The organism is Sulfitobacter sp. 1A15258, from assembly GCF_043557045.1.
Lineage (GTDB): Bacteria > Pseudomonadota > Alphaproteobacteria > Rhodobacterales > Rhodobacteraceae > Sulfitobacter > Sulfitobacter faviae.
In genome coordinates this window covers 335,619-361,830 of record NZ_JBIFFK010000004.1, presented here as the reverse complement: position 1 = coordinate 361,830, position 26,212 = coordinate 335,619, and the positions used below count along the sequence as shown (strand labels likewise).

The window sequence follows — 26,212 nt, the reverse complement described above, 5'->3', positions numbered from 1 at the left end:
AAACTCATTCGTTCAGGGTGTCTGAAGAGTGATGTGCCACATTGCCGGGCCAGCGGCAACGCCCTGACCGCATTTTCGCGCGCATATGGGACTTGCGGCCTCCTTCGTGATCCGTTAGCAGTGCGCCAACCACCGGTCGGCGAGTTGGCGGAGTGGTTACGCAGCGGATTGCAAATCCGTGTACACCGGTTCGATTCCGGTACTCGCCTCCATTTCCTCCAGCATGAGCGGTTACGCGATACCGCCCCCCCCCCCCCGGCGAAACCACTATTCGCGCGCGCTCCTCTTAAAAGCCACCCAGGCCCCCTCGTCATCAACGGCGCGGCCATGCCTCACCCCCCACCACATTTCCCCGCCGCCGCCAAAACCTCGCGCAACTCATCCTCATTCCGGTAGCCGATCAGAATACCCGCCGTCGCCTCGCCCATCGTGGCATCGCTGGCTGCGATCTTGGCGTCGGAGATGGTGGTGCGCTGAGCGGTGCGGCGCGTCCAGCGAAACAGCAGTTGCTCTAGCCGGGCGCGCTCAGGCGCATGGGCGGGGTCGGCCCCCAGATCCACCAGCTCATCGGGGTCGCTTTCAAGGTCGAACAGCATCGGGCGGAACCCTTCGGCAAAAACGTATTTCCACCGCCCGTCGAAGAGCATCGTCAGCTTGGCGTCCTTCACCTCGACCCCCAAGCGTTTGCGCACGTCGCGCTGCGCGTAGTCGTATTCCGAGACCACGAAATCGCGCAGCCGCTCGGCCTTGCCATGCAGCAGCGGCAAGAGGGATCGGCCCTCGATGATATGCGGCACGGCGGTACCGCCGAAATAATCAAGGATGGTGGGCACCACGTCGATCGCCTCGACCAGTGCCGAGGATTTTGCGCCGCGGGTCGCATCGGCCTCGGGGCGGGGATCAACGACGATCATCGGGATGCGCGCGGAGGGGTCGTGAAAGAGCTCTTTCTCGCCCATCCAGTGGTCGCCAAGGTAATCGCCGTGATCCGAGGTGAAGACGATCATCGTATCATCCGCGACCCCCTCTTCGGTGAGAAACGCCATCAACCGACCGATCTGGTCGTCGAGCTGTTTGATCAGCCCCATATAGGCGGTCAGAACCCGGCTTCGGGTGGCATCATAGGAAAAGGCTTGCGAGACGCGCTCCTGCATGAATGCGCCATAGACGGGATGCGGATCGCGCTTTTCCGCCGCGCTTCGCACCGGGTCCAGATGGCTCTCGGGCCCATAGAGATCATGATAGGGCGCGGGGACGATATAGGGCCAATGCGGTTTGATATAGCTCAGGTGCAGGCACCACGGCTGATCGCCGGCCTCGCGGATGAAATCCATGGCGCGGCCCGTGATATAGGGTGTCTCACTCTCTTCATCCGCCGCGCGGGCCGGTTTGTCGGCGTGGTCCAGAAACCAGCCGCTCAGGATATTGCCCTCTGCATCTTCGGCGCTGTTGGCGACGGAATGCCACGGGTTCTCATCCTGCCACCCGCGGTCCTTCATATGCGCGTCATAGGCGGGGTTGCGGGCGTAGGGCCCGCCGTCGGGGTGCAGCCCGTCGTCCCGCTCATAGGGTTCGAACCCGCATTCCGAGATCAGCACGCCAATCTCGCTGTCGGGCGACAGGCCAAGGCGGCGCAGCCCTTCGATATCGGCGGCCATATGGGTCTTGCCGCAAAGCGCTGTGCGCACGCCCAAGGGGCGCAGATGGTCGCCCAGCGTCATCTCCCCCACTTTCAGCGGGATGCCATTCCAAGTCGACCCATGCGAGCTGACATAGCGGCCCGTGTAGAACGACATGCGCGAGGGGCCGCAAATCGGCGATTGCACATAGGCGCGGTCAAAAAGCACCCCGCGCGCGGCCAACGCATCGATATGCGGCGTGTGCAGATGCGGATGGCCGGTGCAGGAAAGGTAATCCCAGCGAAGCTGGTCACACATGATGAAAAGAACGTTCTTGGGCATGAGCCGCTTTCCCTGTGATGGTCCTTCGCGCGCCCTGCCCGCGAAGCGTTTCGTCGTGCCGAGACTTAATTTTGGCCCGCCTGACAATGCCTTGCAGTTTCTAGCCCAAATTTAACCAAATTTTTAGCATTCACCGCCCAACCTCTACCAGGACATTGGGAAAGGCAACTCAAGCCGGACCAGCGAGGATGCCAGAATGAACAGCACGCAAAGGATACTTGTCACCGGCACGGGCGGCTTCATCGGCTTTCACCTTGCCCGGCTGCTGCTGGCCGAAGGCGCGCGGGTGCAGGGCTATGACGGGATGACCGATTACTACGACGTCTCCCTGAAACAACGTCGCCACGCAATGTTGCTGCAACACGAGCATTTCACGACCAAGGAAGCGCTGCTGGAAGACCGCGAGACCTTCGACGCGCTGGTTGATGACTTTGCCCCCGACATGATCGTGCACCTTGCCGCACAGGCGGGCGTGCGTCACAGCATTGACCACCCTCGCGCCTTTCTGGAGGCGAATATCACCGGCACCTTCAACGTGATGGAGGCCGCGCGGCGGCTGGAGGTGAAACACCTGCTCATGGCCTCTTCCTCGTCGATCTACGGGGCCAATACCGATATGCCTTTCGCCGAGGCCGGGGCCACCGACCGGCCCCTGTCGATCTACGCCGCCACGAAAAAGGCGAATGAGGGGATGGCCCATGCCTATGCTCATCTCTGGGGTCTGCCGACGACGATGTTTCGGTTTTTCACCGTCTACGGGCCTTGGGGGCGGCCCGACCTTGCCTTGAGTAAATTTGTCGACGCGATCCTCGATGGCCGCCCGATCAATATTTACAACCACGGCGAGATGTACCGCGATTTCACCTGCGTCGACGATCTGGTGCGCGCCATCCGGCTGCTGATGGATTGCGTCCCGCCGCAACCGGGCACGGCGCCACCGCCGCCGGACTGGGATTCGCTCTCCCCCGCGGCCCCCTACCGCGTGGTGAATATCGGCAATTCCGAAAAGGTGCGCCTGCTCGATTTCGTCGAGGCGATCGAAGCCGCGCTCGGCAAACGGGCGGTCCGCAATTACATGGGGATGCAGATGGGTGACGCCCCCGCCACATGGGCCGATGCGACCCTGCTACATAGGCTCACCGGCTACCGCCCACAGACCGACATTCACGAAGGCATCGCGCGTTTCGTCGCTTGGTTTCGGGACTATCACGGCAGATAGCCGCAGCGCTTAGTGCTGGTGCTGCTGGCGGACGTAGTCCATCACCGCGCCCCTGACCGACATCTCGCCCTGCTCTCGTGCGGCATGGATGACCGCGCGCACGTCGTCGAGATTGCAACGCCGCAGCAGGCTTTTGACCGGCCCGATCGATGCCGGGCGCATCGACAGGGTCTTGAGCCCGATGGCCGCGAAACACAGCGCCTCGACCGGGCGGCCCGCATCCTCCCCGCAAAAAGACAGCGCAGTATCTGTTTCGGCGCAGCGTTCTACGATGCCCTCAAGGAAGGTCAGGAAAGAGACGTTCAGCGTGTCATAGCGCCGCCGCACCCGCTCGTTCTCACGGTCGGCGGCGAAAAAGAACTGCTTAAGGTCATTGCCCCCGATCGACAGGAACTCGACCTCTTCAAAGAATTTCTTTGGGGCAAAGGCGAGGCTGGGGGTCTCCAGCATGGCGCCGACCTCCAGCTTTTCGGGCAAGACATGGCCCAGAATACGCTCACGCTCCATCGCTTTGTCGACCTCGGCGCGGGCGGCGCGGAATTCCTCGAACTGGGCGATAAAGGGGAACATCACCGCCAGCGGGCGGCCCGCGGCGGCGCGGATCAGGGCCTGCAACTGCATCCGCATGACACCGGGCTTATCCAGCCCCACCCGGATCGCGCGCCAGCCGAGGGCCGGGTTCGGCTCATCATGGGGCTTCATATAGGGCAGCACCTTGTCCGACCCGATGTCGAGCGTACGGAAGACCACGCGGCGGCCATGGGCGGCATCGAGCACGCGCGCGTAAAGCGCGGCAAGCTCGGTCCGGCGGGGCATCTGGTTGCGCACCAGAAACTGCAATTCGGTGCGGAAGAGCCCGACCCCTTCGGCCCCCGACCCTTCGAGCGAGGGCAGATCGGCCATCAGACCTGCGTTCATCTGTAGGCTGATGATCCGCCCGCATTTCGTCTCAGCCGGTTTGTCGCGGATCGAGGCATAGCGTTCCTGCGCCGCCGCCTGCATCGCGATCTTGTCGCGAAAGGCCGTGGCCACGGTATCGTCGGGGCGCAGATGCACCACACCCTGCTCACCATCGACCATGATGTGATCGCCGTTCAGCGCGTCATTGGTCACGCGGCTGGCATGGACGATCAGCGGAATCGCCAGCGCCCGCGCGACGACAGCGGCGTGCGATCCGACCGAGCCGCCCTCCAGCACGATGCCGCGCAACGACCGCCCGTAATCCAGCAGTTCCGCCGGGCCGATGTTGCGCGCCACAAGGATCGGATCGACCGGCATCTCGGCCCCGGTATCGCTGCCCTGCCCCGTCAAATTGCGCAGCAAGCGGTTCGACAGATCATCCAGATCCGACAACCGTTCCCGCAGGTAGGCATCATTGACCTGCCCCAGACGGGCGCGGGCCATGGATTGCTCTTTCTCGACCGCGGCCTCAGCACTCAGCCCGCTTTGAATATCCTCCACCATGCGCCGCATCCAGCCTTTGGAATTGGCGAACATGCGGTAGGCTTCGAGCACCTTCTGCTGCTCTTTGTCGGCGGTAAGGCTTAACAATTGGTCAACGCTGAGCCGCAATTGCTCGACCGCTTCGGTCAGCCGCTCCGTCTCACGTTCAGGATCGTCGGCAATGGGGTTGGAGACCACCACCCGCGGCTCATGCAGCCAGACGTGCCCCTCGGCCACGCCCTCCTGCCCCACGGTGCCGCGCAGCAGCACCGGCTGGCTATGCCGGGCCGACATCGCAGCCCCCTCGCCGACAAAGGCCCCAAGCTCGGCCATTTCGGCCAGCACCATCGCCACGACCTCAAGCGCATAGACCTCATCGGCGGAAAACTCTCGCGCGACTTTGGACTGCACCACCAGCACGCCCAGCGTCTCGCCCAGACGTTGCACCGGCACCCCGAGGAAGGAGGAATAAATCTCCTCCCCCGTCTCGGGCATGAAGCGGAAACCGGCGGCTTGGGGCGCGTCGGGCGTGTTGATGACCGTGCGCCTCTTGGCGACCCGACCGACCAGACCTTCGCCCAGTTTCATGCGCGTTTCATGCACCGCCGCTTCGTTCAAACCTTCGGTGGCACAAAGCTCAAGCGTGTCTTCGTCGCGGAACAGATAGATCGAGCAGACTTCGCAGCCCATGGAATTGGCGATCAACTGGGTGATCTTGTCCAGCCGCGCCTGGCCCGCCACATCGCTGGCCATCGCATCACGCAGCCGCCCCAGCAGCTTGCGGCTTTCTGTCTCAACCCGTTCGGCCATATGATCCGGTCCCTGTCCCTCTGGAGCAGGGTTTAGCGCACTCGCGCAAGGATAGAAATGCTATTCGCGCCATACCCTACATCCTCAGCCAGCATATCGGCGGGATGCTGCAGATTTACGCAAGGGGTCACCTTGCGTAAAACCCGTGTCATCGCAGGTGTTTAGCCCGCTTTATCAAGCTCGAAAGCGTCGTGCAGAGCTTGCACGGCCAATTCCATATACTTGCGGTCGATCAACACGCTGATCTTGATCTCGGAGGTGGTGATCACCTTGATGTTGATCCCCTCGTCCGAGAGCACCTTAAACATCTTGGCGGCCACGCCGGTATGGCTGCGCATGCCGATCCCCACCACGGAAACCTTGGCCACAGCCTTGTCGGCGATCAACTCCTGATAGTTGATGATCCCCTCTTCATGGGCCTTTTCCATCGCCTTTTCTGCGCGGATCACCTGATCGACGGGGCAGGACCACGTCATATCGGTGCGCCCCTCTTCGGAAATGTTCTGAACGATCATATCGACGTTCACGCCGCCCTCGCTGAGCGCGGTAAAGATCGTCGCGGCGATGCCGGGGCGGTCCGCCACGGACACCAAGGTCATCTTTGCCTCATCACGGGAAAACGCGACCCCGGCCACCACATTGCTTTCCATGATTTCCTCCTCATCGCAGACGAGCGTCCCGGCGTCGTCAGATTGTTCTTCGAAACTGCTCAGCACCCGCAGTTTAACCTTGTAGCGCATCGCCAGTTCGACCGAACGGGTCTGCAAAACCTTCGCCCCGAGAGAGGCCAGTTCCAGCATCTCTTCAAAGGAAATCTTGTCAAGTTTGCGGGCCTTGGATTCGACCCGCGGGTCGGTGGTGTAGACACCATCGACGTCGGTATAGATATCGCAACGCTCCGCGCCAAAGGCGGCGGCAAAGGCGACGGCGGTCGTGTCAGACCCGCCCCGGCCCAGCGTGGTGATCCGGCCCTGCGGGCTAATGCCTTGGAAACCTGCGACCACGGCCACATTCATGCCTTCGCCGAATTTGGCGGTGATGTTGTCTGTGGGGATCTCTTCGATCCGGGCGGCGGAATGGGCGTCGGTGGTGCGCACCGGCACCTGCCAGCCCTGCCAAGACCTCGCGGGCACGTCCATTTCCTGCAAAGTCAGCGCCATAAGACCAGCGGTGACATTCTCCCCGCTCGACACGATGGCGTCATATTCACGCGCATCATAGAGCGGCGAAGTCTCATTGACGAAGCCCACCAGCTTGTTCGTCTCACCCGACATGGCGGATACGATGACGATCACGTCATAGCCCTTGGCCACCTCGACGCCGACGCGCTTTGCCGCGCGGCGGATACGGTCCAAAGTGGCAACCGAAGTCCCACCGAATTTCATAACCAGAACAGGCATATTGTCCCCCGCGCAACAGTCCAGCGCGGTCTAAGCCCACGGCACGGCAAGGGCAAGCCTATTTAACATGACGTTATGTAGCGCCGCTTAGAACGGATGCGCGCGGCCATCCCATGTTTCGAAACAACCCGTTTGGGCAATGTCCAGCGCGGCGATCCGCCCGGCGAGGCCCTGCGCCGAGTCCTCAACGCTGATCTCGCCCTGATCGCCACCCATATCGGTGCGCACCCAGCCGGGGTGGTAAATGCCCACCGCGATACCCTCGGGCTTCAGGTCCACCGCCAGATTGCGCCCCAGATTGATCGCCGCCGCTTTGGAGGCGCGGTAGATATAGCTGCCCCCCGGCGCCCGCGTCTGCGAGCCCATCTGCGAGGCAATGATCGCGATTTTCGCCCCCTGCGCCGCCCGCAGGTTGGGCAGCAGAGATTGCACGGTGAGGAAAACCCCGGTCACATTGGTCGCAAAGCTCTGGGCCCAGAGGTCGGGGCCAAAGCCGGTATCCAAGTCATCGCCCTTGTCGAGATACACACCCGCATTGCAGATCAGCAGGTCCAGCGGACGGTCTTGCAGGCTTGCGGCGAAGGACGCGTGGCTTGCCGGGTCAGTCACGTCGAGGATGGCCTGCGCGCCTGCGCCGCGTGCGGTGCCGATCACCTCTTCGCCCGCGTCTTTATACTGGCGGGCCAGCGCCGCGCCGATGCCGCGGCTGGCGCCTGTGATAACGATGGTCATGGGCGATCCTTTATGAAAATGGGCCTTTAGGAAAGTTGGCGTTTGGGTTTGAACGGGAGCGGCATCAGGGGCACGCCCTCGGCCACCAATTCCCGCGCCTGATCCAGCCGAGCCTCGCCATAGATCGGGCGCTCGGGGCTGCGCCCTGCGTGCATGTCCCGCGCCTCGCGCACGAAATTCTTGCCGACGTAATCGGAGGTGGATTCGACCTTTTTGCGCAGGGCGGTCAGCGCCTTTTCCACATCACTTGCCGGATTGGACAGGGCCGGGGCGGGTGTCTCGGCGGGTTGCGGTTTTTCTGCCGCTTCCGGCGCAGCCGGAGCGCTGCCGCCCGAGGTGACCCGCGGGGCCATCAGCGATTTGCTCACCTCCGTCGACCCGCAGACCGCACAGCTCAGATGGCCCGCACGGGCGAGGCTGTCAAAGGCTGCCGCAGATTGGAACCAACTTTCGAAACCATGCCCGGCCTCGCATTTCAGTGCATAACGGATCATTCGCCCGGTCCTCAAACTCTCTGCTTTAAATGGGCTGCGGCGCGAAAGAGGTCAAGACAGGCGCGCGCGCGGCGCGGATCGCAACGCCGCGCGATCAGCCCGCCAAGCCACCGCTGCGCGGATCGAAATCACGGATCAGCCGTGCCAGATCGGGGGCCTCCACCAGCCGCGCGGCCTTGCGGCGCGAACACCACATCCGCTTGCGCTGTCCCTTCTCGGGGAAGTGTTTGGCCAGCGCCTTGACCTTTACCGGGTAGAGCATCGCCAGACAGGGCAAGGTCCCATCCGCGCCGGTTTTGGCATAGCTGTAGACGCCCAGACATTGCCCCCGCGCCTGCCCCACAACGCCGCCTTCCTCCCAAGCCTCGACCAAGGCCGAGGCGGCGGGGGTCTTGCCCTCCATCGGCCAACCCTTGGGAATGATCCAACGTTTGCTCCCGCGCGAAGTGATCAGCAGGACCTGCAACTTGCCCCGTTTACGACGCCAGCAAAGCGCCGCGAACTGAATGCGCAGCTCATCCTTCTGTCCGCCGTTCAAGGATATCGGAGCCTGTTTCACCATCCGTTGCAGCTGCGCCCCTTGGCAGGTTGTTTCCCTTAGACCCTAGCGCGGCGATCCCCGTCTGGCCATATCCCCTTGCCCCCTTTCATCGCATCAAAGATACTACCAAAATGATAAGATTTTCCGCTCTTCTGACAGTGCTTTGCAGCCTTGCCTTGCCCCTTCGGGCCGAGGCGCCCGTGACGGTCTTTGCCGCCGCCAGCCTGCGCGGCGCGTTGGAGGAGGTCACGGCGGATTTCCCCGCGCCGGTGGTGCTGTCTTACGGCGGGTCCGGCACGATGGCGCGGCAAGTCGCCTCCGGAGCGCCCGCCGATGTGGTCTTGCTGGCCAATAGCGACTGGATGACATGGCTCACGGACAAAGGCGTGGAGGGGGCAGAGACTGCGCAGATCATCGCCCGCAACCGCCTCGTGCTGATTGCCCCCGCCGACAGCGCCCCACTTGCCGATCCCGCCGAGCTGCCCGCCCGGCTTGGCCCCGAGGGGCGGCTTGCCATGGGGCAACGCGATGCCGTTCCCGCAGGCAGCTATGCCCTTGCATGGCTCACCCATGCAGGGCTTTGGCAGCAGCTGCAAACCCAATTGGCCGAGACCGACAATGTCCGCGCCGCCCTGGCGCTGGTCGCGCGGGGCAATGCGCCGCTTGGCGTGGTCTATGCCAGCGACGCGCAGGCCGAGCCAGAGGTGCAAACCGTCTATGAGGTCCCTGCCGAGGCCCATGCCCCGATCACCTATCCCGCCGCGGCGTTGACGCCCGAGGGCAAGACGCTGGTCGATTTCCTGACGACCGAGGCGGCGCAGGCGATCTTTGTGGACCACGGCTTTCTTCGGGCCAATCATGGATCTTGAGGCCGCCGCTTGGAGCGCGCTGTTGCTGTCGCTGCGGGTGGCCAGCGTGGCGATGCTCTGCTCCCTGCCGCTGGCGCTTTGGGTGGCGTGGATTCTCGCCCGGAAAGAGTTTCGCGGCAAAGGCGTGCTGAGCGCGCTGGTCCATCTGCCGCTGGTGCTGCCGCCGGTGGTGACGGGCTATCTGCTGCTGCTCATCTTTGGCCGGAACGCCCCTTTGGGTCGTTTGTTAGAGAGCCTCGGCATCGGTCTTGCCTTTCATTGGACGGGTGCGGTGCTGGCCGCGCTGATCATGGGATTCCCGCTGATGGTTCGCGCCATGCGATTGGCGATCGAAGCGGTGGACCCGCGGATCGAGGAGGCCGCCGCCACCCTTGGCGCGCCCCGCTTGAGCGTATTTTGCCGCGTTACCCTGCCGTTGATCTTTCCCGGCATCCTTGCCGGGGCGGTGATGGGCTTTGCCAAGGCGATGGGCGAATTCGGCGCTACGATTACCTTCGTCGCCAATATCCCCGGTCAGACCCAAACCCTGCCAAGCGCGATCTGGACGGCCTTGCAGGTGCCCGGCGGTGAAAACCGCGCACTGGCCATGGCCGCGCTGGCCGGGTTGGTGGCGCTGGCTGCCGTGCTGCTGTCCGAAGCCTTGGCACGGCGGGTCGCCAAACGCATTTCGGGGGCGCACTGATGCTTGAAGTCACGCTGCGCCATGGGTTCGACGGCTTCGATCTGGACCTGTCTTTCACGACCCAAGGCGGGATCACCGCGCTCTTTGGCCGCTCCGGCGCGGGCAAGACAACGGTGATCAATGCGCTTGCCGGATTGCTGCGCCCCGATGTCGGGCGCGTGGTGCTGGACGGTGAGGTACTTTTGGATACGCAGCGGGGCATCTGGGTGCCGCCGCATCGCCGCAGGCTGGGCTATGTCTTTCAAGACGCGCGGCTTTTTCCCCATTTGGACGTGCGCGGCAACCTGACCTTCGGCGCGCGCTATGCCCCGCGCGGCAGCCAAGGCGCGGGTTTTGCCGATGTCGTGGCGCTTCTGGGGCTCGAGCCCCTGCTCGACCGTGCCCCGGCAACGCTGTCAGGCGGGGAGAAACAGCGCGTCGCCCTTGGTCGCGCCCTGCTGTGCCATCCGCGCATGTTGCTGATGGACGAACCGCTGGCCAGCCTCGATGGCCCGCGCAAGCAAGAGATCCTGCCCTATCTCGAACGGTTGCGCGACGGGGGGTTGGGCCTGCCGATCCTCTACGTCAGCCATGCGGTGGACGAAATCGCCCGCCTCGCCGATCGCTTGGTGCTGCTGCAAAACGGGCGGTTGAAGGCCCAAGGCGCGCTGTTCGACGTGATGGCCGACCCGGCAGCCGTGCCGCTGCTCGGCGTGCGCGAAGCCGGCGCGGTGCTGGAGGCTGATGTCATCGCCCATGCCGAAGATGGGCTTTCGACCCTTGCCGTGCGGGCGGGGCAGTTGGAGCTTCCCGGCGTGCAAGCGCCGGTGGGTGCGCGGGTGCGGCTGCGGGTCTTGGCGCAGGATGTGATCCTGTCGCGCGCGCGACCCGAGGGGCTGTCTTCGGTCAACATCCTGCCCGTCCGGGTCGAGGCCGTGCATCCGGGCGACGGGCCGGGTGCGGCCATCGCGCTCGACGCTGGCGGAGACCGCCTTTTGGCGCGGGTTACGGCGCGAGCGGTCCGCGACCTTGATCTGCGCGAGGGCATGGGCTGCTATGCCATCCTCAAGGCCACCACCGTGGCCCCGGGCAGCATCGGGCGCTGATCACAGTTTGGGCGGCGTCCTGCCCATTTTCTTGCGTAGGCGGGCGACCAGTTCCTCTTGCGGGATATCCGCCTCTATCGCCAGTTTGCGCAGGCCGAAATGCACATGGGCCATGTCTTGGTAATAGCTGGTATAGGCATAGTTCGTCGCAGCCCCAGCCACAGCGCCCAACACGGGCACCGCCTGCGCGGCGAGCTTTTGCCCCAGCACCAGCGCCAGACGCGGCGCCACGCGGGCGATCACCGCATTCATCGCGCGGCCCGTGAGCGCCATGCGCACGGTAAGAAACCCCAGATCGGCGCTATCGTCATCTGCCAGCGGCCCCGCGGCGGTAAAGACATGCACGCAGTCGAACTGCACATTCTCCGCCGAGGGATCGAACCCATGTTCCGCCGCCACCCCTTGGATGACCCGCAACAGCAGCGTGGTGGTCACCGGCAGTTCAGCCAAGGCGGTCGGCAGCCCCCCGGCCCCGCCTGCGGCGCCCATGGCGGTCGAGACGGCTTGGTTCAGCCAACCCTGCTGGTCTTTCACATAGCTGCGGCTGGAATGGGCGGCCTGCATGGCATGGCCAAGCGCCTTCATCGTCGCCCCTTCAAGGTTGCGGCGCACCACCCCCGGCAAACGGTCGATCAACCCATCCGCGCTGCCGCCGATAAGGTTGAGCACATGGATGCCCACGCCACCCGCCTGTTTATACCGGCGGGCGATCTCATCCAGCCGGGCATCGACATCAATGGTGCTGGGCAGGTTGCTTTCGATCTGCATGGGCGTCCCTCTTTGAGCTTAGGCTCAATGTGGGTCGCGGGCGGGGTAAAATCAATCGTGCCAGCGGCGAACCTTGCCCGTCACCCCGGCCCAAGCCCCCTCGGCCAGGGCGCGACCCAAGATCCGCGCAGGGTTCGTAGGCGGGGGCATCTCGACACCCTGCAACAGGGCAAAGCCAAAGCGATTGTAATAGGGCGCGTCGCCCACCAGCATCACCCGCTCCCAGCCCAGCGGAGCCGCCTGCGCAAGCGAGGTTTCGATCAGCCCCGCGCCCAGCCCTTCGCCCCGCCTTGTCGGGTGTACCGCCACCGGCCCCAGCAAGAGCGCCTCTGCCGTGCCGATGCGGACGGGCCAATAGCGGATCGCCCCGGCCAGAATTCCGCCACTGTCACGGGCCACATGGCTTAGCCCCGCCACCGGCGGCACGCCATCGCGCAACCGATACGACGACAGCGCCTCGCGCCCCGGCGCGAAACAGGTGTCATAGAGCGCTTCGACCTCCCAATGGTCGGCGGGCACCTCCGGGGTCATCTTGTAGGGCGTCTGATGCAAGGCCGGAGGCTTTCGGGAGCAATTGCGGGTGGCGCTGGACGTAGCATGAGGCTAGCCATGGGTGCAAACCATCAAGGAGTGTACATGTTCTATCGTCCCGAAGACGGCCATGGTCTGCCGCATAACCCGTTCAACGCCATCATCAGCCCCCGCCCAATCGGCTGGATTTCCACGCGCGATGGTCAGGGGCGCTGCAACCTCGCGCCCTATTCCTTTTTCAACGCCGTGGCCTATGTGCCGCCGCAGGTGATGTTCGCCTCGACCAGCGCCAAGGAAGACGTGGACGGCACCAAGGATTCCGTGGCCAATATTCGGGAAACCGGGGTGTTCTGCGTGAACGTGGTGGAATATGCGGCGCGCGACGTGATGAATGTGAGTTCCGCCACCCTGCCCCATGGCGAGGATGAATTCGCCCGCGCCGGGATCGACAAGGCCGAGTGCGAACAGATCGCCTGCGCGCGGGTGGCCAATGCGCCCGCCAGTCTTGAGTGCAAGCTGACCCAGATCGTGCAACTGCCGGGCGAGGCGAACTTCGCGGTCTTCGGCGAGGTCGTGGGCGTGCACATGCGCGACGATTGCGTGGTTGACGGGCGGTTCGACGTGACCCGGTTCCAGCCGCTGTCGCGTCTGGGGTACCGCGATTACACGGTGGTGCGGGATGTGTTCGAGTTGAAGCGGCCTGATGATTGAGGGCTGAGGGCCGGAGTTAAGATGCGAGGGCCATCGCCTGCCCGCGGGTCGGAGATGCAACGCTAGGGTCGTGCCACTTTATGGCTCAGCCGTGATGTGCGTTCTCTATGTCGCGCTCAGCCTCACCAGATCGCCTACCCGGTCGCACCGGAGGTGCGCTCAGAATAATACGGCACGCCTTTGGCGTGACGGGCGGGCAGGCGATGGCCCGGCGCCTGCGGCTTGATTCCGGGCCGGTGGCAAACTCGACCGAGAAGTTGCTGACTAAGAAGGCTACAAAAAACCCGGCACCTTTCGGCGCCGGGTTTTCCATTCAATGCCCGCCCAGAACCCCGGTGCGCACATCGTAATCAACCGCCAATTCGTAATCGGGGTCGTCATCGCTATCGACCATCAAATGCCCCGCCTTGTTCAGCAGACGATGGCAGTCGCGACTGAGGTGGCGCAGTTGCAGACGTTTGCCCGCGGCCTCGTATTTCGCGGCCATCGCTTCGATCGCCTGCAGGGCGGATTGGTCCACCACGCGGCTGTCGGCGAAATCGACGATCACCACCTCGGGGTCGTTCTCCACGTCGAAAAGCTCGGCAAAGCCATCGGAAGAGCCGAAGAACAGCGGCCCGTGGATCTCATAGACCTTGGCGCCCTTCTCGGTCACCGATTCCCGCGTGGTCGCGTGGATGCGCCGCGCGTTGTTCCATGCATAGGCCAGCGCCGAGACGATCACGCCGACGACCACCGCCACGGCGAGGTCTTCCATCACGGTCACCACAGTCACCAGAATGATGACGAAAGCGTCCATCAGCGGCACTTTGCGCAGAATGGTGAGGGAGTTCCACGCGAAGGTGCCGATCACCACCATGAACATCACGCCCACCAGAGCGGCCAGCGGAATAAGCTCGATCACCGAGGAGCCGACGAGGATGAAGAGCAGCAAGAATACCGCCGCGGCGATCCCAGCGACACGGGTGCGACCGCCGGATTTCACGTTGATCATAGACTGACCGATCATCGCGCAGCCGCCCATGCCGCCGAAGAAACCGGTGACCGTATTGGCCACACCTTGGGCGATACACTCTTGGCTCGCGCCGCCACGTTTGCCGGTGAGGTCACCGACGAGGTTCAGCGTCAGCAGGCTTTCGATCAGACCGATGGCGGCGAGAATGACGGCGTAAGGCAGGATGATTTCCAACGTCTCCCATGTCAGCGGCACCATGGGGATGTGGAGGCTCGGCAAGCCACCTTGGATCGACGCCAAGTCACCCACCCGCGGCACGTCGAGGCCGAAACCGATCACCACGGCGGCAATCACGCCGATGCCCGCAAGCGGCGCGGGGATAACCTTAGTGATGCGCGGGGTGATCCAGATGATCGCCATGGTCGCCGCCACCAGCGCCAGCATCAGGTAGAGCGGCTGACCCGAAAGCCATTCACCACCGCCCACGCCATGACCGGTGTCGACCATGGTGCCGGGCACTTTGAACTGGCTCATCTGGGCAAGGAAAATCACGATCGCCAGACCGTTGACAAAGCCCAGCATCACCGGATGCGGCACCAGCCGGATGAACTTGCCCCATTGCATGACGCCCGCGAAAATCTGCAACAGCCCCATCAACACGACGGTGGCAAAGAGGTATTCGACCCCGTGCTGCGCCACCAGCGCCACCATGACCACGGCAAGCGCGCCGGTCGCGCCCGAGATCATCCCGGGCCGCCCACCGATCAGCGCGGTGATGAGACCGACGAGAAAGGCGGCATAGAGCCCGACCAGCGGGTGCACCCCGGCGACGAAGGCAAAGGCCACCGCCTCGGGCACCAGCGCCAGCGCTACGGTCAGCCCCGACAGCAGTTCGATCCGCAGCCGACCGATGGAGAAACCGTCATCCGGCATCCAACGCAGATCGGTCACATCGAGGTTCTTGGCGAAATTGTGCAGCGTGGCGCGCATGGGGGCGTCCTTTGACTTTCGGAAAACGGGTATAGCGCCCTGACCGCGGATGCGGGGCGCTTTTGGCTGCACCTAGAGGAATTTCGCCGCAAAGAAAAGCGGCTTGGCGATTGGGCCACGGAGGTTGCTGCAATGCAGAAACACTTTCACCCCCTCGCCTGACGCAGTCGTGTCTTGCCTCTCGGCAAAAACACTTGATCCCCGTGGCATTCTATGAGGTTCTTTGACCCTTACCCGCAACCATCCAAGGCACAGGCTTACCCCTCATGACAGATACGAAAATCGCCGTGATCGGCGGCTCCGGCATTTACGACATCGACGGGCTTCAGTATGCCGATTGGGTCACCGTGGAGACCCCATGGGGCGCACCCTCGGATCAAGTGCTGACTGGCACGCTGGATGGGGTCGCCATGGTCTTTCTGCCGCGCCATGGCCGCGGGCATGTGCATACGCCAACCTCTGCCCCCTACCGCGCGAATATCGACGCGCTGAAACGGCTCGGCTGCACGGATGTGATCAGCGTCTCAGCCTGCGGGTCGTTCCGCGAGGAGATGGCCCCGGGCGACTTCGTCATCGTCGACCAATTTATCGACCGCACCATGGCGCGCGAAAAGAGCTTCTTCGGCCCCGGCTGCGTGGCCCATGTCTCGGTCGCCCATCCCACCTGTCCGCGACTGGGGGACGCCTGCGAGACCGCAGCACGAGACGCGGGCATCAACGTCCACCGCGGCGGCACCTATCTGGCGATGGAGGGGCCGCAATTCTCGACGCTCGCGGAATCCAAAATGTACCGCGACAGCTGGGGGGCGGATGTGATCGGCATGACCAATATGCCCGAAGCGAAACTCGCCCGCGAGGCGGAGCTTTGCTATGCCAGTGTCGCGATGATCACCGATTACGACAGCTGGCACCCGGACCACGGCGAGGTGGATGTGACACAGATCATCGCCACGCTTATGGGCAACGCCGACAAGGGCCGCGCCATGGTCTCGCGCCTGCCCGCGCTTCTGGGGGCCGAGCGCGCGCCCTGCCCGCATGGCTGTGACCGGGCGCTGGAGTTTGCGATCCTGACCCAGCCGGATGCGCGGGATCCGGAATTGCTGGCCAAGTTGGATGCGGTGGCGGGGCGGATGCTTTGACCGCAGGCGGCGGCTTTGCTTGGCTGAGTGCGGAAGGTATTTACGAAAGGATGAAGGGAGTGGGGTTGGCGCCCCTTCCTGGATGTTGTGCGGCGGGCGCAGATGGGGGGTTCGCCCGGGCGGCGCGTTGCGCTAAGACGGGTCCGGTCAAACACGCGGAAGGGCGGCATGAAACAGGTTCAGGACTATATTCGCACGATCGTCGATTTTCCCCATGAGGGGATCATGTTTCGTGACGTGACAACGCTTTTTGCCGATCCGCGCGGGTTTCGCATGGCGATCGATCAGATGCTGCACCCCTATGCGGGGATTGCGATTGATAAGGTCGTGGGGCTGGAGGCGCGCGGTTTCATTCTTGGCGGGGCGATTGCGCACCAGTTGAGCGTGGGTTTCGTGCCGATCCGCAAGAAGGGCAAGTTGCCCGGCACGGTGATCAGTCAGGACTATCAGCTTGAATATGGCGAGGCCATTGTCGAGTTGCATGACGATGCGATCAAACCGGGCGAAAAGGTTCTGGTTGTGGATGACCTTTTGGCCACCGGCGGCACGGCGGAGGCTGGGATCAAACTGATTGAGCGTTTGGGCGGCGAGATCGTTTCCTGCGCCTTTATCATTGATCTGCCGGAATTGGGCGGGCGCAAGCGTTTGGAAGCGCTTGGCAAAGAGGTGCATGCGCTCTGCGCTTTCGACGGGCTTTAAGCCCTTAGGACGGCGCCGGGGTTCATGATGCCTTGAGGGTCGAGCGCCGTTTTGATGGCGCGCATGGCGGTGAGTTTGGCGGGGTCGCCGTAGCGTTCGAGGTCGTCGACCTTAATGCGGCCCACGCCATGTTCCGCGCTGAACGAGCCGCCAAGGTCGTGGACGAGGTCGTGCACCAGACGTTTCACGGCGTCGCGCTTGTCTTCGTAATCGGCGCGGCTTTTGCCCTTTGCGGGGAAGACGTTGTAGTGCAGGTTGCCGTCTCCGACATGGCCGAAGCAGTTGATGCGGAAATCGCCGAGGGCCGAGAGCGCATCGGTGGCGCGGGTGATGAATTCAGGGATCGCGCCGAGGGGCACTGAGATGTCGTGGCTGGAGACCGAGCCGATCAGGCGGTTGGCCTCGGGGATGGTTTCGCGGATGGTCCAGAAGTCTTGGGCCTGTTGGGCGTTCTGGGCGATGAGGCCGTCGGAGACGAGGCCCGCGTCGAGGGCGGCGGCGAAAAGGGCCTCTAGGGCGGCGTCGGTATCGATCTCTCCGGGGGTGCCGATGTCGACCAGGACGCACCATTGCGGGGTTTTGGCGAAGGGTTGGCGGATGCTGGGCAGGGTTTCGTTAAGGAAATCGAAACCTCTTCGGTGCATCAATTCGAAAGCGCTGATCATTTCGCCCAAGTGATCGCGCGCGAGGGAGAGGAGCGCCAATGCGGCGGCGGGGCTCTCGACCACCATGAGTGCGGTGCCACTACGGGCGGGGCGCGCGTAAAGCTTGAGGGCCGCGGCGGTGATCACGCCGAGGGTGCCCTCGGCGCCGATCAGCAGGTTGCGCAGATCGTAGCCGGTGTTGTTTTTGCGCAGGCGGGTCAGGCCGTGCCAGATTTGGCCGTCGGGCAGGACGGCTTCGAGGCCGAGGCAGAGGTCGCGGGCATTGCCGTAGCGCAGTACACCAGTGCCGCCTGCGTTGGTCGAGAGTGTGCCGCCGATCCGCGCGGTGCCCTCGGCGGCGAGGGACAGGGGGTAGAGGCGGTTTACCTCTTCGGCGGCGGCTTGGACATCGGCGAGGATCGTGCCCGCTTCGGCGACGAGTACGTTCTCTTCGGGCAGCACGGCGCGGATGCGGTTCATGCGCTCAAGGGAGAGGATCAGCGGTGCCGGGCCATCGCTACTGATCTGCCCGGCAACAAGCCCGGTGCCGCCGCCATAGGGCACGACCGGCACGCGGGCGGCATGGGCGGCGCGGATCAGGATGGCGACCTCTTCGGTGGTGCGCGGCAGGGCCAAGACGCCTCCCTGCCCCGCGTAGCGGCCGCGGGGTTCTTCGAGGTAGCGCTGCTCTGGGTCGCGCAGCACATCGTCTGGCAGTTGCGCGCGCAGGGTGTCGATGAAGGCGGTGTCGGCGGGGTTCAATGTCATGGGCCTTTGATCCTGCGCGGAGCGCGCGGATGCAAGGGCAAAGCGCCGGAACGTCTGGGAGAATGCGGGGCATGAGGCGTGGCGATCATGCCCCGGCGATGCTTATGTTGTCAGCGAAGCGTTTCGCGTTGAGGCTTAGCCTACGTCCGTGCGACCGCGCCGGTCTTTGCGCAGGGAGGCATAGAGCACATGGGTCCGCCAGCGGCCATCGATTTGCAGATAGCTCTGCGCGACGCCCTCGTATTTGAAGCCCGCCTTTTCGAGCAGGCCGCGGGAGGCTTGGTTTTCCGGCAGGCAGGCGGCCTCTATGCGCGACAGGTCGAGCCGGGTGAAGGCCTGATGCACCGTCGCTTCGATCGCCTCGCGCATGTAGCCTTGGCGGGCAAAGGGTTCGCCCGTCCAATAGCCCAAGGTGCCGGATTGGGCCGGCCCGCGGCGGATGTTGTCGAGGGTGATCGCACCGACGAGGTTTTGATCGCTGCGCCGGATCAGAAAGAGCGGCATGGCGTTGCCGGAGGAGACCGAGCGCTGCGCCCAGTAGACACGGTTTGTAAAAGCCTTGCGGGTCAAATGATCCTCGGCCCATGTCGGCTCCCACGGGCGCAGGTAGTCGTTGCTGGCGCGGCGCAGGGCCGCCCAGGCGCGGAAATCGGCATGGATCGGCGGGCGCAGGGTCAGCCGTTCCGTTTCAATCCGCAGTTTGCGTCGCCCCAGCATCAGGCGGCGCGTCGGTTGTGAAGGTCGTCCAGCGTCGGGGCGGCATCGACCGGACCGTAGAGCGCGAGAGCCGCAGGGGCTTGCGTTGCCATGCGTTCGGCGAAGTCGCGCACGTCGCCGGTGGTCACCGCGTCGATCTGCGCGACGGTTTCTTCCAGCGGCGGCACGCGGTCCCAGATCTGGATCAGCCGGGCCAGACGTTCGGCACGGTTTGAGGGGCTTTCCAGCCCCATGAGCAGCCCGGCCTTCATCTGCGCACGGGCGCGGGCGACTTCGGCAGGCGACATGTCAGAGGCCGCGCGCTTCATCTCGTCGATGGTGATATTGGCCAGTTCGGGCAATTGTTCGGCGCTGGTGCCGGCGTAGATCGTGGTCATCCCCGTATCGGCATAGGCGCCCGCTTGGGCGAAGATCGTATAGCAAAGGCCGCGATTCTCACGAATCTCTTGGAACAGGCGCGAGGACATGCCGCCGCCCAGAGCCGAGGCGTAGATCTGGGCGATGTAGATGTCGTCGGAGCGGTACCCGGGGCTTTCAAAGCCGAGGGCGAAATGGGCCTGTTCCAGCTGTTTGACCTGTCGATATTCGCCGCCGCCGAAACGGGCGCTGTCGATCTGGTAGAGCGTCTTGGCGGGCATGTCGCCAAAGAGGCTTTCGGCGAGTTTGACGATTTTGTCGTGGTCCACCGCACCGGCAGCCGAAAGGATCATCTGCTCGGGCCCGTAGTGATCGGCGATGAAACGTTGCAAGTCATCGCGCGAGAAGGCGGAGACCCGCTCGCTCGGCCCAAGGATCGTGCGACCGATGGGCTGATCCGGGTAGGCTTGCTCTTGCAGCCAGTCGAAAATCACATCGTCGGGCGTGTCGAGCGCTTGGCCGATCTCTTGCAGGATCACGCCGCGTTCGACTTCGACTTCCGAAGGGTCCAGCACCGGGTTGCGCAGGATGTCGGCGATCACGTCGAGGCCGAGCGCCACATCGTTTTCCAGCACGCGGGCATAATAGGCGGTGACTTCGCGCGAGGTATAGGCGTTGATATAGCCGCCCACATCCTCAATCGCCTCGGCGATTTGCAGCGAAGAACGGGTCGCGGTGCCTTTGAACGCCATATGTTCGAGGAAATGCGCGATGCCATTTTGCTGCGGCGTCTCATGCCGCGCGCCTGCGTTGACCCAGACGCCGATGGCGGAGGAGGCAAGCCCCTCCATATGTTCGGTAACGATGCGAAAGCCGTTGGGCAATGTGGTCTGTTGTAGGCTCACGCGGAGAGGTTTCCTTTGATATGCGCTTTGAGCGCGTCGAGGTCGTTAGGCAGCCGGGTGAAACGTTCTTCCCGGTCGAAAAGGTCCGCCATACGGGGCGGCAGGCCCGGGCGGATGCCAGTGGCGGCTTCGACCGCCTCGGGGAATTTTGCCGGATGGGCGGTGGCCAGCGTGACCATCGGCGTGGCCGGATCGCGCAGATCATCCGCGACCTTCACGCCGACGGCGGAATGCGGGCAGAGCAGCTCACCCGTGGTGCGCCGGCGGTCAGCGATGGTGGCGGTGGTTTCCTCTTCGGAGACGCGGCCCGAGCGGTAGATGTCTTGCAGCGCTTGCATCGCCCCTTGAGAGACGTCGAAACCGCCCTGCCCCAACTCGTCCATCAACTGCGCCACGGCACCGGCGTCGCGGTCATAGGCGTCAAAGAGGGCGCGTTCGAAGTTCGAGGAGACCTGAATGTCCATCGAGGGGCTGATTGAGGGGGTCACGCTTCCCTTGTGATAGCCTTGACCCGAGAGGCAGCGGTGCAGGATGTCGTTCTGGTTGGTGGCGACGACGAGATCGGCGATGGGCAGGCCCATGCGCTTGGCGATATAGCCTGCGAAAATGTCGCCGAAATTGCCGGTGGGCACGGTGAAGCTGATCTCACGCAGGGGCGCGCCAAGGCTCGTAGCGGCGGTGAAGTAATAGACCACCTGCGCCAGCACCCGGCCCCAGTTGATCGAGTTCACGCCCGCCAGCCGCACGGAATCGCGGAAGTCGAAATCGTTGAACATGTCCTTGAGGCGCGCTTGGCAATCGTCGAAATCACCGTCGATGGCCAGCGCGTGCACGTTGGATTCCGCAGGCGTGGTCATCTGGCGGCGCTGCACGTCAGACACCCGGCCATGGGGGTAGAGGATGAAGACATCGACATTGTCGAGCCCCTTGAAGGCTTCGATCGCGGCGGAGCCGGTGTCACCCGAGGTGGCGCCCACGATGGTCACCCGCTCGCCCTTGCGGCCCAAGGCGGCTTGGAACATCTGGCCGATAAGCTGCATGGCGAAGTCTTTGAACGCCAGTGTCGGCCCGTGGAACAGTTCCAACAGGAAGTGGTTCGGGGCGAGTTGCACCATCGGCGCGCGGGCGGTGTGGCCAAAGCCTTCATAGGCGCGGGCGATGATGGCGCGGAATTCTTCGTCGGTGAAAGTGTCACCGATGAAGGGGCGCATGACGGTGAAGGCGACCTCTTCGTAGCTTTGGCCCTGCATGGCCGCGATCTGTTCCGCGCTCAGCGTCGGGATCGTTTCGGGGACGTAGAGGCCGCCGTCACGGGCAAGGCCGGTCAGCATCGCCTCTTCGAAGGACAGAACAGGGGCGGAGCCACGGGTAGAGATATAGCGCATAGGGTCAGTCGACTTTCGGCGTTGCAGGGGCGCGGCGGCGGCGCAGGAAAAGGACGGTCATCGCCAGCCAGATGGCGGCGAGGGAAAACCAGGTGATCGCATATTGCAAGTGATCGTTGGGGATGCGGGCGGTATCGACGGGCAGCGGGGTGATCTTTGGGTCCGGCCCGGTGCCTTCGCGCATCACGATCAAGAGCGGTTCAGTATCGAGGGTTTCGGCCATGACCTCAACATCGCGGGCGAACCAGATGTTGCGATCCGTGTCGGCCTCGGGTGTGAAACTGTCGACCTCCTGAGGCCATTGCAGGTTGCCGGTCAGAGTGGCGGTGCCTGCGGGGGCGATGGCGTCTTTGTTCGATGTGGCGGTAAAGCCGAGGTCGATGAGCACGCGCCGCCCGCTTTCCAGCGCCATGGGTGCAATGACGCGGTAGCCCGCCCCTTTCTGCTTTTGGCTGACCAGCACATGCAGCGCCTGTTCCCCGATCTCTCCGCTGACGGTGACGGGCAGATAGGCGTCGGCTTCTGGATCGGGATCGGCGGGCAAGGCGACGGGCGTGGCGGCGATGCGGTTGTTGATGTCGGCGATGATCGCTTCTTTCCACGCCAGCCGCTGCACCTGCCAGACCCCGAGTGCGACGAGGATGGCTGCCCCGCCAAGGCCGACGATGATGAAGAACAGGCTGCGCCGCATTCGAATCTCTCTGGCTGAAACGACAAACGCGCGAAGAGGGCTTCGCGCGTTCGGGTTTTACGGGTGTGGGGCGCGGATGCAACCCCGCCCTATGGTCAGGGCTGGCCCCACATGTAGACGGCAAAGAAGAGGAACAGCCAGACCACGTCAACGAAGTGCCAGTACCACGCTGCCGCCTCGAAGCCGACGTGGCGTTCGGGGGTGAAGTGGCCGCGCATGGCGCGCAGCAGGCAGACGAAGAGGAAGATCGTGCCGATGATCACGTGAAAACCGTGGAAGCCGGTCGCCATGAAGAAGCTGGAGAAATACATGTCACCGCCGAATGTCCAATCGTCATGGACCAGCAGTTCGTAGTATTCGTAAGCCTGCAGCGCGGTGAAGAGCACGCCGAGGATCACCGCGATGGTCAGGCCCGAGATCAGGTCTTTGCGGTTGTTTTCATGGGCCAGCGCATGGTGCGCCCATGTCACGGCACAGCCCGACAGCAGCAGAACCAGCGTGTTGATCAGCGGCAGGTGGAAGGCATCGACCGCATGAATGTCGGGCTGGACGTATTCCGTGCCGACATATTCATACATCGGGTAAAGGGCCTGTTTGAAGAAGGACCAGAACCACGCCACGAAGAACATGACTTCGGACATGATGAAGAGGATGAAACCATAGCGCAGGCCGATGCGCACCACACCGGTGTGATCGCCCACTTCGCTTTCGGAGACCACTTCGGCCCACCATCCGAACATGACGTAAAGGGTGGCCACCAGACCGCCCAAGAAGACGAAGGGGGTCATCCCGTGCATCCACAGGACAGCGCCCGCCAGCATGACAAATCCGCCTACCGACCCCAGCAGCGGCCAGGTCGAGGGGGGAAGAATATGGTAGTCGTGGTTTTTTGCATGGGCCATGGTTGCGGGTCCCTCACCTTTGTTCAATCAGGTCGTTAATTGGTTGTTGTGGCGCTGTCCTGATCAAGGGCGGCATAGCCCTCGGGCAGGTCAATTTCGTAGAATGTATAGGACAGAGTGATGGTATGTACAAACTTCCCATCACGGTCTTCGACCATTTCTGGGTCGACGAAAAAGCTTACCGGCATCTGCACGCGCTCGCCTGGGGCCAGCACCTGTTCGGTAAAGCAAAAGCAGTCGATCTTCTCGAAGAAGGCCCCGGCGGTATACGGGGTGACGTTATAGCTCGCCTGCCCCGCCACCGGTTTGTCGGTCGGGTTGTACGCCTCGTAGAAGGCCAACCCGGTCTCGCCGATGCGGATCTCCATTTCGCGGACCACGGGCTTGAATTCCCACGGCATACCGTCGTTCAGGGAGCCGTCGAAACGGACCTTGACCGTCTTATCCAGCACGTCGGCGCTGGCGGCAGAGACCTGCCCCGGCGTGCCGCCAAAGCCGGTGACGCGACAGAACCAGTCGTAAAACGGTACCGACGCCCAAGCGAGGCCGCCCATAAGCACCACCACGCCGACGGTTTGCATCACTGTTTTCTGAGGACCGGAAAGCGCCATTACTGTGTCACCTCACGTTGCTCCGGGGGGAGTTCGAAATCGGTCTGGGTGATCTTGACGTAGGTCAACGCCATGATCAGCACCACGAAGGCGCCCAGCATCAGGCCCACGCCGATGTTGCGGCCACGGCGGCGATTGTGAAGCTCATGCTCTGGTCGGATGCCCATTACCAGCCCCCCAAGCCAAAGGTGCGCAGAGCCGCTTCGCCCAAGATCGCGCCGAAGTGCAAGAAGAGATAGGCCAGCGACAGGCGGAAGAACTTGCGCTCTTCGGCATAGTCGTCACCCTCGGCCATCACCTCATCCCGGTTCCAGATACGGTAGGCCCCCAGCAGGAAGGCGGCGTTCAGCACCAGCGCCACGGCGAAGTAGAAGATGCCGCCGATGGCAGTGAAGGCCGTGCCGATGGCCAGTGCAGCCAGAAGGACGGTGTAGACGAAGATATGCAGGCGCGTGGCCGGACGGCCATGGGTCACGGTCAGCATCGGCACCTTGGCATCGTCATAGTCCGAGCGCATGAAGAGCGCCAGCGCCCAGAAATGCGGCGGGGTCCACATGAAGATCAGCGCGAACATCAGCCATGCCTCGACCGAGAAGCTGCCCGTGGCGGCGACCCAGCCGATCACCGGCGGGAAGGCCCCCGCGGCACCGCCGATGACGATGTTCTGCGGCGTCAGACGCTTGAGCCACATGGTATAGAAAACGGCGTAGAAAAGGATGGTGAAAAGCAGCATCCCGCCTGCCAGCAGGTTGGTCGCCAGCGCCAGCATCATCACCGACAGACCCGAGAGCGCCACGCCAAGCGTCAGCGCCTCTCCGGGTTGAACCCGGCCCGAGGGGATCGGACGCCCGCGCGTGCGGCGCATCACCGCATCGATATCGGCGTCCCACCACATGTTCAGCGCGCCAGAGGCACCGCCGCCGATGGCGATGAACAGGATCGCGCAAAAGCCGATGACGGGATTGACCGAAACCGGCGCGGCCAACAGCCCCACGAAGGCCGTGAAGACGACCAACGACATGACGCGCGGCTTCAGCAGGGCGAAGTAATCCCCCAGCTGCGCGTCGTATTCACTTGTTGGCGTATTGGTGATGTCAGTCATCCCGAACCTTCCAAGGGTAAACACGGGGCACGGGCCTGTGCCCTGCCCCGTGGAACTGGCTTACTTAGAGGCGACGGTCAGCGGCTGTTCGATGCCAGCGTATTCCGCCTTGGCATTGCCAAGCCATTCCGCATAGGCCTCTTCCGAAACCACTTTGACGGTGATCGGCATATAGGCGTGGGCCTGACCGCAAAGCTCGGAACACTGGCCGAAGTAGACGCCCTCTTGCTCGGCGGTGAACCACAGTTCGGCCAGACGGCCCGGCACGCCATCCTGTTTCACGCCGAAGGCGGGGATGGTCCAAGAGTGGATCACGTCGCTGGCGGTCACCTGCACGACGATGGTCTTGCCCACGGGGATCACGACGGATGTGTCGGTGGCCAGCAGGAAGTCGTCGCGGCTGTAGCCTTCGTCTTCGAGCTTGGCGACCATCGCGTCATCCAGCACGAAGGGTGTCACGTCCTCATCACCGTCGCCCAGCGTCGCCGGAGCGCCGATCATGTAGCTGTCAAAGGCGATCTCTTCGTCGACATATTCATAGGTCCAGTACCACTGGTTGCCGATGGCCTTGATCGTGATGTCCGCTTCGGGGATTTCCTGCTGGCGGAACAGGATCGGCAGCGAATAGGCACCGATCAGCACAAGGATGAGAATCGGCCCGATCGTCCAGGCGATTTCGATCGGGGTGTGGTGGGTAAAGGACGAGGGGTTCGGGTTCCGCTTTTTGTTGTAGCGGATCATGACCCAGATGATCAGGCCGGTCACGAAGACGGTGATCGCGGCGATGATCACCAGAATCAGGTGATCCAAATCATGGATATCCCGCGCCAATTCGGTAACGGCGGGTTGAAAGCCTGTCTCGCCGTCAACAGGTCTGCCGATGACATCAAGCCCGTCAATGCGCAGGCTGTCCTGTGCCAATGCAGGCAGGGCGGCAAGGCTGGTCAAAAGACCGGAAAGGGGGAGTAGATGTTTCATATGTCGTCCTGATCTTGTGACCATTAAGAAGCCGATAAGCACCCCAAACCGCTGCTGCGATCCGGTGCCGTTGTAATCCTGGGTGCTTACAATCATATTCTGCCTACAAGATAAAGTCACATG

At 63.3% G+C, this 26,212-nt stretch carries 26 protein-coding genes and 1 tRNA gene; 8 read left to right on the top strand and 19 right to left on the bottom strand.

What is annotated here, in order from left to right:
• The first annotated feature begins 138 nt into the window (after positions 1-138).
• Positions 139-212: transfer RNA gene (locus ACGYK9_RS11360), tRNA-Cys, on the top strand.
• A 120-nt stretch (positions 213-332) separates the two neighbouring features.
• On the opposite strand, the gene ACGYK9_RS11355 is transcribed toward ACGYK9_RS11360, so the two are convergent.
• Positions 333-1,961, bottom strand: a complete 1,629-nt coding sequence (locus ACGYK9_RS11355; protein WP_394410106.1) for an alkaline phosphatase family protein — start codon at positions 1,959-1,961, stop codon at positions 333-335.
• Between the two features lie 196 nt (positions 1,962-2,157).
• Between ACGYK9_RS11355 and ACGYK9_RS11350 the strand changes: the two genes are divergently transcribed.
• Entirely contained in the window at positions 2,158-3,180 is a 1,023-nt protein-coding gene (locus ACGYK9_RS11350; RefSeq protein WP_394410109.1) for an NAD-dependent epimerase/dehydratase family protein, read from the top strand.
• Positions 3,181-3,189: 9 nt separating this feature from the next.
• On the opposite strand, the gene ptsP is transcribed toward ACGYK9_RS11350, so the two are convergent.
• The 5 genes from ptsP to ACGYK9_RS11325 all read right to left on the bottom strand — a co-directional run bounded on the left by ptsP (position 3,190) and on the right by ACGYK9_RS11325 (position 8,621).
• The gene (gene ptsP, locus ACGYK9_RS11345) at positions 3,190-5,433 is read right to left on the bottom strand and encodes a phosphoenolpyruvate--protein phosphotransferase (RefSeq protein WP_067263814.1); all 2,244 of its coding nucleotides are present in this window, start codon (positions 5,431-5,433) and stop codon (positions 3,190-3,192) included.
• Positions 5,434-5,594: 161 nt separating this feature from the next.
• Positions 5,595-6,833: an aspartate kinase gene (locus tag ACGYK9_RS11340; protein WP_394410112.1), complete on the bottom strand. Its 1,239-nt coding sequence runs from the start codon at positions 6,831-6,833 to the stop codon at positions 5,595-5,597.
• A gap of 87 nt (positions 6,834-6,920) precedes the next feature.
• Positions 6,921-7,565 (bottom strand): SDR family oxidoreductase, encoded by a 645-nt coding sequence (locus ACGYK9_RS11335; protein ID WP_394410116.1) that lies wholly within the window; start codon positions 7,563-7,565, stop codon positions 6,921-6,923.
• Positions 7,566-7,591: 26 nt separating this feature from the next.
• Complete coding sequence (locus ACGYK9_RS11330; RefSeq protein ID WP_394410118.1) at positions 7,592-8,059, bottom strand: DUF1178 family protein; 468 nt, start codon at positions 8,057-8,059, stop codon at positions 7,592-7,594.
• A gap of 94 nt (positions 8,060-8,153) precedes the next feature.
• A complete protein-coding gene (locus ACGYK9_RS11325) occupies positions 8,154-8,621 on the bottom strand; it encodes an NUDIX hydrolase (RefSeq protein ID WP_394410121.1) in 468 nt (155 codons plus the stop codon).
• A gap of 110 nt (positions 8,622-8,731) precedes the next feature.
• Here ACGYK9_RS11325 and modA point away from each other — a divergent pair, with 110 nt between their 5' ends.
• From modA to modC, 3 genes are read left to right on the top strand one after another with little or no spacing between them, the layout of a single operon-like run.
• Positions 8,732-9,469 (top strand): molybdate ABC transporter substrate-binding protein, encoded by a 738-nt coding sequence (modA, locus tag ACGYK9_RS11320; protein WP_394410124.1) that lies wholly within the window; start codon positions 8,732-8,734, stop codon positions 9,467-9,469.
• Positions 9,459-10,151 (top strand): molybdate ABC transporter permease subunit, encoded by a 693-nt coding sequence (gene modB, locus ACGYK9_RS11315; RefSeq protein ID WP_394410127.1) that lies wholly within the window; start codon positions 9,459-9,461, stop codon positions 10,149-10,151. The genes modA and modB overlap by 11 nt, the downstream gene beginning before the upstream one ends.
• Positions 10,151-11,236 (top strand): molybdenum ABC transporter ATP-binding protein, encoded by a 1,086-nt coding sequence (gene modC / locus ACGYK9_RS11310; RefSeq protein ID WP_394410130.1) that lies wholly within the window; start codon positions 10,151-10,153, stop codon positions 11,234-11,236. Before modB ends, modC begins: the two co-directional genes overlap by 1 nt.
• Here the strand turns inward: modC and ACGYK9_RS11305 are convergent, their stop codons facing one another.
• Together ACGYK9_RS11305 and ACGYK9_RS11300 are read right to left on the bottom strand one after the other, a co-directional pair.
• On the bottom strand, positions 11,237-12,004 hold the full coding sequence (locus ACGYK9_RS11305; RefSeq protein ID WP_394410133.1) for an EcsC family protein: 768 nt from the start codon (positions 12,002-12,004) through the stop codon (positions 11,237-11,239). It lies immediately after the preceding gene.
• Positions 12,005-12,055: 51 nt separating this feature from the next.
• Positions 12,056-12,535: a GNAT family N-acetyltransferase gene (locus ACGYK9_RS11300; RefSeq protein WP_394410136.1), complete on the bottom strand. Its 480-nt coding sequence runs from the start codon at positions 12,533-12,535 to the stop codon at positions 12,056-12,058.
• A gap of 105 nt (positions 12,536-12,640) precedes the next feature.
• Between ACGYK9_RS11300 and ACGYK9_RS11295 the strand changes: the two genes are divergently transcribed.
• A complete protein-coding gene (locus ACGYK9_RS11295) occupies positions 12,641-13,246 on the top strand; it encodes a flavin reductase family protein (RefSeq protein WP_394410139.1) in 606 nt (201 codons plus the stop codon).
• A 313-nt stretch (positions 13,247-13,559) separates the two neighbouring features.
• On the opposite strand, the gene ACGYK9_RS11290 is transcribed toward ACGYK9_RS11295, so the two are convergent.
• Positions 13,560-15,191, bottom strand: a complete 1,632-nt coding sequence (locus tag ACGYK9_RS11290; RefSeq protein ID WP_394410142.1) for a SulP family inorganic anion transporter — start codon at positions 15,189-15,191, stop codon at positions 13,560-13,562.
• 266 nt (positions 15,192-15,457) lie between these two features.
• Between ACGYK9_RS11290 and ACGYK9_RS11285 the strand changes: the two genes are divergently transcribed.
• Both ACGYK9_RS11285 and ACGYK9_RS11280 read left to right on the top strand, forming a co-directional pair.
• The gene (locus ACGYK9_RS11285; RefSeq protein WP_394410145.1) at positions 15,458-16,330 is read left to right on the top strand and encodes an S-methyl-5'-thioadenosine phosphorylase; all 873 of its coding nucleotides are present in this window, start codon (positions 15,458-15,460) and stop codon (positions 16,328-16,330) included.
• 168 nt (positions 16,331-16,498) lie between these two features.
• The gene (locus tag ACGYK9_RS11280) at positions 16,499-17,029 is read left to right on the top strand and encodes an adenine phosphoribosyltransferase (RefSeq protein WP_067267801.1); all 531 of its coding nucleotides are present in this window, start codon (positions 16,499-16,501) and stop codon (positions 17,027-17,029) included.
• On the opposite strand, the gene ACGYK9_RS11275 is transcribed toward ACGYK9_RS11280, so the two are convergent.
• The 10 genes from ACGYK9_RS11275 to coxB form a co-directional block, all read right to left on the bottom strand.
• Positions 17,026-18,441, bottom strand: a complete 1,416-nt coding sequence (locus tag ACGYK9_RS11275) for an FAD-binding oxidoreductase (protein WP_394410148.1) — start codon at positions 18,439-18,441, stop codon at positions 17,026-17,028. The genes ACGYK9_RS11280 and ACGYK9_RS11275 overlap by 4 nt on opposite strands.
• A 135-nt stretch (positions 18,442-18,576) precedes the next feature.
• A complete protein-coding gene (locus ACGYK9_RS11270; protein WP_067267819.1) occupies positions 18,577-19,161 on the bottom strand; it encodes a GNAT family N-acetyltransferase in 585 nt (194 codons plus the stop codon).
• On the bottom strand, positions 19,158-20,420 hold the full coding sequence (locus tag ACGYK9_RS11265) for a pitrilysin family protein (RefSeq protein WP_271693184.1): 1,263 nt from the start codon (positions 20,418-20,420) through the stop codon (positions 19,158-19,160). The genes ACGYK9_RS11270 and ACGYK9_RS11265 overlap by 4 nt, the downstream gene beginning before the upstream one ends.
• Positions 20,417-21,805, bottom strand: a complete 1,389-nt coding sequence (thrC, locus tag ACGYK9_RS11260; RefSeq protein WP_394410152.1) for a threonine synthase — start codon at positions 21,803-21,805, stop codon at positions 20,417-20,419. Before thrC ends, ACGYK9_RS11265 begins: the two co-directional genes overlap by 4 nt.
• A gap of 4 nt (positions 21,806-21,809) precedes the next feature.
• The gene (locus ACGYK9_RS11255) at positions 21,810-22,496 is read right to left on the bottom strand and encodes an SURF1 family protein (RefSeq protein WP_394410155.1); all 687 of its coding nucleotides are present in this window, start codon (positions 22,494-22,496) and stop codon (positions 21,810-21,812) included.
• 95 nt (positions 22,497-22,591) lie between these two features.
• The gene (locus tag ACGYK9_RS11250) at positions 22,592-23,398 is read right to left on the bottom strand and encodes a cytochrome c oxidase subunit 3 (protein ID WP_271688018.1); all 807 of its coding nucleotides are present in this window, start codon (positions 23,396-23,398) and stop codon (positions 22,592-22,594) included.
• A gap of 35 nt (positions 23,399-23,433) precedes the next feature.
• Positions 23,434-24,009 (bottom strand): cytochrome c oxidase assembly protein, encoded by a 576-nt coding sequence (locus tag ACGYK9_RS11245; RefSeq protein WP_394410158.1) that lies wholly within the window; start codon positions 24,007-24,009, stop codon positions 23,434-23,436.
• On the bottom strand, positions 24,009-24,176 hold the full coding sequence (locus tag ACGYK9_RS11240) for a cytochrome C oxidase assembly protein (RefSeq protein WP_271688021.1): 168 nt from the start codon (positions 24,174-24,176) through the stop codon (positions 24,009-24,011). Before ACGYK9_RS11240 ends, ACGYK9_RS11245 begins: the two co-directional genes overlap by 1 nt.
• The gene (gene cyoE / locus ACGYK9_RS11235; protein WP_394410161.1) at positions 24,176-25,111 is read right to left on the bottom strand and encodes a heme o synthase; all 936 of its coding nucleotides are present in this window, start codon (positions 25,109-25,111) and stop codon (positions 24,176-24,178) included. Before cyoE ends, ACGYK9_RS11240 begins: the two co-directional genes overlap by 1 nt.
• A 60-nt stretch (positions 25,112-25,171) precedes the next feature.
• Complete coding sequence (gene coxB, locus ACGYK9_RS11230) at positions 25,172-26,089, bottom strand: cytochrome c oxidase subunit II (protein ID WP_394410164.1); 918 nt, start codon at positions 26,087-26,089, stop codon at positions 25,172-25,174.
• Positions 26,090-26,212 lie beyond the last annotated feature (123 nt).

What these genes read in the sequence shown, in the direction of transcription:
- ACGYK9_RS11355 (WP_394410106.1), bottom strand. Translation starts at nt 1,961, where the DNA reads ATGCCCAAGAACGTTCTTTTCATCATGTGTGACCAGCTTCGCTGGGAT.
- ACGYK9_RS11340 (WP_394410112.1), bottom strand. Translation starts at nt 6,833, where the DNA reads ATGCCTGTTCTGGTTATGAAATTCGGTGGGACTTCGGTTGCCACTTTG.
- ACGYK9_RS11330 (WP_394410118.1), bottom strand. Translation starts at nt 8,059, where the DNA reads ATGATCCGTTATGCACTGAAATGCGAGGCCGGGCATGGTTTCGAAAGT.
- modC (WP_394410130.1), top strand. Translation starts at nt 10,151, where the DNA reads ATGCTTGAAGTCACGCTGCGCCATGGGTTCGACGGCTTCGATCTGGAC.
- cyoE (WP_394410161.1), bottom strand. Translation starts at nt 25,111, where the DNA reads ATGACTGACATCACCAATACGCCAACAAGTGAATACGACGCGCAGCTG.
- ACGYK9_RS11240 (WP_271688021.1), bottom strand. Translation starts at nt 24,176, where the DNA reads ATGGGCATCCGACCAGAGCATGAGCTTCACAATCGCCGCCGTGGCCGC.
- ptsP (WP_067263814.1), bottom strand. Translation starts at nt 5,433, where the DNA reads ATGGCCGAACGGGTTGAGACAGAAAGCCGCAAGCTGCTGGGGCGGCTG.
- ACGYK9_RS11255 (WP_394410155.1), bottom strand. Translation starts at nt 22,496, where the DNA reads ATGCGGCGCAGCCTGTTCTTCATCATCGTCGGCCTTGGCGGGGCAGCC.
- ACGYK9_RS11250 (WP_271688018.1), bottom strand. Translation starts at nt 23,398, where the DNA reads ATGGCCCATGCAAAAAACCACGACTACCATATTCTTCCCCCCTCGACC.
- ACGYK9_RS11300 (WP_394410136.1), bottom strand. Translation starts at nt 12,535, where the DNA reads ATGACCCCGGAGGTGCCCGCCGACCATTGGGAGGTCGAAGCGCTCTAT.
- ACGYK9_RS11295 (WP_394410139.1), top strand. Translation starts at nt 12,641, where the DNA reads ATGTTCTATCGTCCCGAAGACGGCCATGGTCTGCCGCATAACCCGTTC.
- ACGYK9_RS11305 (WP_394410133.1), bottom strand. Translation starts at nt 12,004, where the DNA reads ATGCAGATCGAAAGCAACCTGCCCAGCACCATTGATGTCGATGCCCGG.
- modA (WP_394410124.1), top strand. Translation starts at nt 8,732, where the DNA reads ATGATAAGATTTTCCGCTCTTCTGACAGTGCTTTGCAGCCTTGCCTTG.
- ACGYK9_RS11245 (WP_394410158.1), bottom strand. Translation starts at nt 24,009, where the DNA reads ATGGCGCTTTCCGGTCCTCAGAAAACAGTGATGCAAACCGTCGGCGTG.
- ACGYK9_RS11325 (WP_394410121.1), bottom strand. Translation starts at nt 8,621, where the DNA reads ATGGTGAAACAGGCTCCGATATCCTTGAACGGCGGACAGAAGGATGAG.
- ACGYK9_RS11290 (WP_394410142.1), bottom strand. Translation starts at nt 15,191, where the DNA reads ATGCGCGCCACGCTGCACAATTTCGCCAAGAACCTCGATGTGACCGAT.
- ACGYK9_RS11280 (WP_067267801.1), top strand. Translation starts at nt 16,499, where the DNA reads ATGAAACAGGTTCAGGACTATATTCGCACGATCGTCGATTTTCCCCAT.
- ACGYK9_RS11335 (WP_394410116.1), bottom strand. Translation starts at nt 7,565, where the DNA reads ATGACCATCGTTATCACAGGCGCCAGCCGCGGCATCGGCGCGGCGCTG.
- ACGYK9_RS11350 (WP_394410109.1), top strand. Translation starts at nt 2,158, where the DNA reads ATGAACAGCACGCAAAGGATACTTGTCACCGGCACGGGCGGCTTCATC.
- modB (WP_394410127.1), top strand. Translation starts at nt 9,459, where the DNA reads ATGGATCTTGAGGCCGCCGCTTGGAGCGCGCTGTTGCTGTCGCTGCGG.
- ACGYK9_RS11275 (WP_394410148.1), bottom strand. Translation starts at nt 18,441, where the DNA reads ATGACATTGAACCCCGCCGACACCGCCTTCATCGACACCCTGCGCGCG.
- thrC (WP_394410152.1), bottom strand. Translation starts at nt 21,805, where the DNA reads ATGCGCTATATCTCTACCCGTGGCTCCGCCCCTGTTCTGTCCTTCGAA.
- ACGYK9_RS11285 (WP_394410145.1), top strand. Translation starts at nt 15,458, where the DNA reads ATGACAGATACGAAAATCGCCGTGATCGGCGGCTCCGGCATTTACGAC.
- coxB (WP_394410164.1), bottom strand. Translation starts at nt 26,089, where the DNA reads ATGAAACATCTACTCCCCCTTTCCGGTCTTTTGACCAGCCTTGCCGCC.